The following is a 5,548-nucleotide window of genomic DNA, read 5'->3' on the forward strand; positions in this document are numbered from 1 at the left end:
TTCAAATTGTTCACGAGAGATGTCGCTACTATAATGGTGTGCAAAGCTTTTCATGGATTAAAAACTCCTGTTTTTGATCTAATTTAACTAAAATCAAATCGAATGTCAAAGTATCCAAACACGTTCTTAAGATAGTAGTGACCTGACATATAATTTGGACTTGTTATGAATATGTGTTAAGGTAATCTTAATGATTCGGCTGTAACATTTTTGTAATGTTGGACCACAAGTTCGTTTTATAGTTATTTTACAGCGTGGCCGATCAAAGCTAGTAAAGCATCGATCGGTCTCTTTTTGTATCATATTTTTCATTTTATTCAGTAAGGTATACGCTAGGCAATACACTATAATAACGAAGGTTCAAGCTGTAGACAGTTCAAGTCTTTTTTATTCGAGCAGAAAGGCCAGTTATCAGGCTGGCCTGACGAATTTCAACTGCTAGGGCAGTGTAGGGTGTACTAAACATTTTTCAGCCGATGATTCTTAATTGTTTATCAGTTACACCAAGCACTTCGCAGCATAAGAAAGCACGGATTTATTGGAGGCATGTAATGACAGAAAAAGTTAAAGTCAAACATTTAACTAAAATATTTGGCAAACAGATCTCTCAGGCTAAGGAACTCCTTAAACAAGGTAAGAACAAAGAGGAGATCCTTGCTCAAACTGGTTGTACAGTTGGTGTCAGTGACGCTAATTTTTCAATTAATGAAGGAGAGATCTTTGTTGTCATGGGTCTATCCGGTAGTGGTAAATCAACCCTGATCCGGATGATCAATCGTTTGATCAACTCGACTGATGGAGATGTCGAAGTTGATGGCCAAAGTGTGATGGATCTAGACAAAGAAGGTTTGCGTAAACTACGCCAGGATAAGTTCGGAATGGTTTTCCAGAATTTTGCTTTGTTCCCACACTTGACAGTTCTGCAGAATGCGGAATATGGATTAGCACTAAAAAAAGTTGATCAGGAAACGCAAGAAAAAAAGGCCAAGGATGCTTTGAACCTAGTTGGTTTGAATGGTTACGATCAACAATATCCCGACCAGTTATCTGGTGGGATGCAGCAACGGGTCGGTTTAGCACGGGCAATTGCCAATGATGCCGAGATCTTACTGATGGACGAAGCCTTTTCTGCCTTGGATCCACTGTATCGTAAAGAAATGCAGGATCTCTTGTTACAGATCCAAGAAAAAATGCATAAGACAGTTATTTTCATTGGTCATGATTTAAACGAAGCCTTGAAATTGGGTGATCGAATCATGATCATGCGTGATGGTGTAGTTCAACAGATCGGGGATCCTGAAGATATCTTGACGCATCCGGCTAATGATTATGTCGAACGCTTTATTGAAGGCGTTGACCGGACTCAAGTCTTGACAGCCAGCAGCGTCATGGCTAAAGCACAGGTGGTCAACATTGCTAAAGCTGGTCCGCGAGTGGCTTTACGCCGCATGCGTGAAAATGATATTTCTTCGATCTATGTGGTTGATAACGAAAACAGGTTCGTCGGCTTTGCTGACGCGCATGATGTTTCAGACCTGATCAAGAAAAACAGTAAAGATTTACGGTCCGTTTTGAAGACCGATGTGCCCAAGACTCATGCTGATACACCGATCAATGATCTGATCAATGATATTTCGAAGACCCCGATCCCGTATATCGTGGTCGATGATGATGATCATTTGCTGGGTATTATCTTGCGTGGGACAGTCTTGGCTGCTATTTCCGGGGAAGAGGTGAGCGCTTAATGAAAGGTATCGGAGCATTACCATTAGCCGATTGGATCAACGCTGGTGTTGATTGGCTAAGTAAATTTACAGGATTTTTCAACAGTATCACGGCTTTTTTCCAGGCTATCATTGACGCGATCCAATGGGTCTTTGATTTATTGCCGGAATGGCTATTTATCATTGTTATTTTGGCTTTAACGTATTGGGTCAAGAAAGACCAGAAGAAATTGGGCTTCATGATTTTTGAAGTTTTGGGTCTTTTATTGATCTGGAACTTAGGATATTGGCGTGATATGACACAGACCCTGACTTTGGTCTTGTCGTCAAGTTTGATCGCGATCATCATTGGGATCCCGCTGGGGATCTGGATGGCTAAGAGTAATAAAGCTGAAGTTGTGATCAAACCGATCCTGGACTTCATGCAGACTCTGCCGGCCTTTGTTTACCTGATCCCAGCTGTGGCCTTCTTTGGTATCGGGATGGTCCCTGGTGTCTTGGCATCTGTGATCTTCGCAATGCCGCCGACAGTACGGATGACCAGCTTGGGTATCCGTCAGGTCCCAGAAGACTTGATCGAAGCTGCCGATTCATTCGGTTCGACTAGCTGGCAAAAACTGATCGGACTGCAATTGCCGATGGCTAAGACAACGATCATGTCCGGTGTCAACCAGACAATGATGCTCGGACTTTCCATGGTCGTTATTGCATCGATGATCGGTGCGCTTGGTTTGGGTACGCAGGTTTACTTCGCTGTTGGACGTAACGATGCTGGTGCAGGTTTCGCTGCAGGTATCGCGGTGGTTATCGTCGCTATTATTTTGGATCGGATCACACAATCGTTCAACCAGACATCCAGATAAGGGGTGATCATAGTGAAGAAGAAAATCCTCCGTTATCTAAAATTAGCAGCCGCGACGTTAGGCTTGGCAGTAGTTGTTAGTGCCTGTGCCAAGCCGCCCGAATATAATTCGCATAAAAAATTAGGGCCTCAGATCAACTATACGATCACAGGGATCGAAGCTGGTGCGGGTATTACTGATAGTACTGAAACGGCTTTGAGTAAGTACCATCTGAAAAGCGCAAATTGGCAAATTATGCCAAGTTCTACTGCTGCCATGGTAAGTACCTTGGATAAGGCTATTAAAAATAAAGAGCCGATCGTAGTGACAGGGTGGCAGCCGCACTGGATGTTCGCCAAATATCCGCTGAAATTCCTAGATGATCCTAAACATGCTTATGGCAAGGGTGAATCAATGCGGACTATTACTCGAAAGGGATTTAAACAAGATAATCCAGGTGCCAATAAATTCTTAGAGAATTTCCATTGGTCGATCAAAATTTCTAATCCATTAATGATGAAAATCAACAACGGTATGAATAAACAAAAGGCCGTTGATGAGTTTATTAAGGACCATCCTAAGCAAGTCAAAGAGTGGCTAAAGGGTGTGCCTGATGGAAAAGGCAAGAAAATCAAGATCGGGTATACTCCATATGACTATGAAATAGCTACTACTACCCTAGTCACAACTCTTTTGAAACAAAAGGGGTATGACGCAACGATGCAGCAGCTTGATGTTGGTATTATGTGGAGTGCGATCTCTAGTGGTAAATTGGATGCGACAGTTACAGTCGAACTTCCTGTGACACATAAGTTATATGCTAAGAAATATAAGGGTAAATATGTTGAAGTCAGGAAAAATCTGGAGCATGCTAAAACTGGATTGGCTGTGCCGAAGTATATGAAGAATATTAATACCATCGATGATTTAAAAAACAAATAAAAATAAGGTTGATGCAAAAAGTATTAGTGGATCATCCTGAAACGTAACCTGGCTGTTAACGATCCATTACCTCCTTACTATTCTGAAGTTGAGGATATTATCAATGGTATTTTATTCTTGGCGAGTGACAAAGCTAAGACAATTACCGGAACAGAATTAGTAATTGATAATGGTAGCCTAGCTATTTAAAAATATGAGTCTTGAAAAGATACCCTGCAAATGTAAAGGGGTATCTTTTCGGGACTTTGTCAAATAGTGTTGATGGTCCATAGAACTCTATCTTATGGTAGGGTTCTTTTTTTACCGCCATAGCTAGATTAAAGTGTTTGGGTTGGGAGGCAGGTACGGGTCCGAAGCGTAGCGAAACGGGCCCGCACCTGCCTCCCACAGTGTTGACCTAAATTTTTTATTTTAGGCATGGATCAATTTGATGCGGATAAAGAAATGCCTTAAGTTACTGAAACCGTAACAGCTACGTTTAAGTTCTTTGATCTTGCGATTGATCCCCTCTAACGGCCCATTAGAGTAGTCATAGAGACAAGCGTTCCTGATCCCTAAGTAGTTCTTTTGAATGGTCCTTATGACGGTATCCATTTCAGTACCATTGGGACGGTAGTTCATAACTAATTGTTGTAAAGTAGCCCGATCGCGGTTGCGAATAAAGGTTAAGAGGTAGATTGTACTTGCTTTGTCCACAATTACATCTCCTACCGTTTAATGTTGTCAGGGCTAACTATCTCTTAAGGTAAATCACGACTATGAAAATAGTCAAAAAATATGCATAACGTCAAAGTTGTCTGATATGCTCTGTTATCATACAATGGTAGTATAGTTTTAAATAAAATTAGTGCTAGTAGATTGTATAACCACTAAATCCTATATGGTTGGAGGTAGTAATTATGTTCAAGAACATCCTAGTTCCACTAGACGGAAGTAAAGATTCATTCAAGGCATTAGCATATGCTAAAGAGATGGCACAGATGTTTTCTGCTACTCTTTTTGTAACCACTATAATTGACCCTAGTGTTGCTATACCAGCCGGTGTACCTCCAGTTGGTGGCATTGTTCCGGTCCAAGTTGAGTTGGACGTTCGCGAAGAGGCAGCGCATGTTATTGATGAGGCAAAAAAAGAACTAGCTGGTACTAATATTCAAGTAAAGTACACCATTGTTTCTGGTACAGTAAATGATGAAATTGCTACTAATCTTCCAGAGAAGGAAGAAATCGATCTAATCGTACTTGGAAAGTCTGGAAAGAGCGCGTTAGAGAAGCTCATTGTTGGCTCTGTGACAAAGTACGTTGTGCAACACGCAGAAGTTCCTGTATTAGTTACCGAAGCGGCTTCTGAGTGAGCTAGCTGCTCTATTGACACTAGTACATGTATGTATGACGCACTACTTAGATACTGCTATAATATTAGCTTGATATAGTAACCCCCCTGAGTCTGAATTTACTCTGACTCAGGGGGGTCTCTTTACCGATATCTTTTTATTATGTATATTAGCAGGGGCTCTGGTGCAAAAATAATAAAAGGAGCGATTTAACCCTGTTTGATAATCATTTGCGGGCTAGTTTGCTAATAATTCGGTTAATGATTGTAACGCTGAAAAACCAAAGAGGTTAATTGCTCTTTGGCTTATTTTATGTAGCTGATGCATGACTTCAATACCACTTAAAGTTTTACTGGCGGTGCGCATAGATTGAAACCCGCTAGATTTAACTAACACATGTTTAATCAGCCGATGATCTTGCTCGATCAGATTATTTCGATACGTAGAGCACTGGTGATTTCCTTTCGCCAATAATCCATTTTTAATTACTTGCTTAATCGCTTTTAAAGTTGCTCCATACTGATCGGTTACCAAACAATCTGGGCGACCGTAGGTCGTCAATAACCGTTTCAAGAAGTGGTAAGAACGTGTTTGGATACTTTGACATTCGATTTGATTTTAGTTAAATTAGATCAAAAACAGGAGTTTTTAATCCATGAAAAGCTTTGCACACCATTATAGTAGCGACATCTCTCGTGAACAATTTGAA

The 5,548-nt window shown here is 40.9% G+C and carries 5 protein-coding genes and 1 pseudogene; 4 read left to right on the forward strand and 2 right to left on the reverse strand.

Going from position 1 to position 5,548, the window contains the following annotated elements:
• Nucleotides 1-551 precede the first annotated feature (551 nt).
• The 3 genes from ACYVQZ_RS09855 to ACYVQZ_RS09865 are packed head-to-tail and all read left to right on the forward strand — an operon-like array spanning nucleotide 552 to nucleotide 3,508.
• Nucleotides 552-1,745, forward strand: coding sequence for a quaternary amine ABC transporter ATP-binding protein (locus tag ACYVQZ_RS09855; protein WP_063733428.1), 1,194 nt, complete (start codon nucleotides 552-554; stop codon nucleotides 1,743-1,745).
• Nucleotides 1,745-2,587 (forward strand): ABC transporter permease, encoded by an 843-nt coding sequence (locus ACYVQZ_RS09860; RefSeq protein WP_270780959.1) that lies wholly within the window; start codon nucleotides 1,745-1,747, stop codon nucleotides 2,585-2,587. Before ACYVQZ_RS09855 ends, ACYVQZ_RS09860 begins: the two co-directional genes overlap by 1 nt.
• A 12-nt stretch (nucleotides 2,588-2,599) precedes the next feature.
• Nucleotides 2,600-3,508 carry a glycine betaine ABC transporter substrate-binding protein gene (locus ACYVQZ_RS09865; protein ID WP_063733432.1) on the forward strand — a complete coding sequence of 303 codons (909 nt, stop codon included), beginning with the start codon at nucleotides 2,600-2,602 and terminating at the stop codon, nucleotides 3,506-3,508.
• Nucleotides 3,509-3,919: 411 nt separating this feature from the next.
• Here the strand turns inward: ACYVQZ_RS09865 and ACYVQZ_RS09870 are convergent, their stop codons facing one another.
• Entirely contained in the window at nucleotides 3,920-4,204 is a 285-nt protein-coding gene (locus ACYVQZ_RS09870; RefSeq protein ID WP_024305876.1) for a transposase, read from the reverse strand.
• Nucleotides 4,205-4,407: 203 nt separating this feature from the next.
• On the opposite strand from ACYVQZ_RS09870, the gene ACYVQZ_RS09875 reads away from it, so the two are divergent.
• A complete protein-coding gene (locus ACYVQZ_RS09875; RefSeq protein ID WP_024305875.1) occupies nucleotides 4,408-4,860 on the forward strand; it encodes a universal stress protein in 453 nt (150 codons plus the stop codon).
• 216 nt (nucleotides 4,861-5,076) lie between these two features.
• Here ACYVQZ_RS09875 and ACYVQZ_RS09880 read toward each other — a convergent pair.
• Nucleotides 5,077-5,424 (reverse strand): annotated as a pseudogene (locus tag ACYVQZ_RS09880) (DDE-type integrase/transposase/recombinase); the annotation flags it as partial.
• Between the last annotated feature and the right edge of the window lie 124 nt (nucleotides 5,425-5,548).

This window comes from Paucilactobacillus salsurae (assembly GCF_054784995.1).

Coding starts and splice junctions, on each gene's coding strand:
- ACYVQZ_RS09875 (WP_024305875.1), top strand. CDS start 4,408: ATGTTCAAGAACATCCTAGTTCCACTAGACGGAAGTAAAGATTCATTC.
- ACYVQZ_RS09860 (WP_270780959.1), top strand. CDS start 1,745: ATGAAAGGTATCGGAGCATTACCATTAGCCGATTGGATCAACGCTGGT.
- ACYVQZ_RS09855 (WP_063733428.1), top strand. CDS start 552: ATGACAGAAAAAGTTAAAGTCAAACATTTAACTAAAATATTTGGCAAA.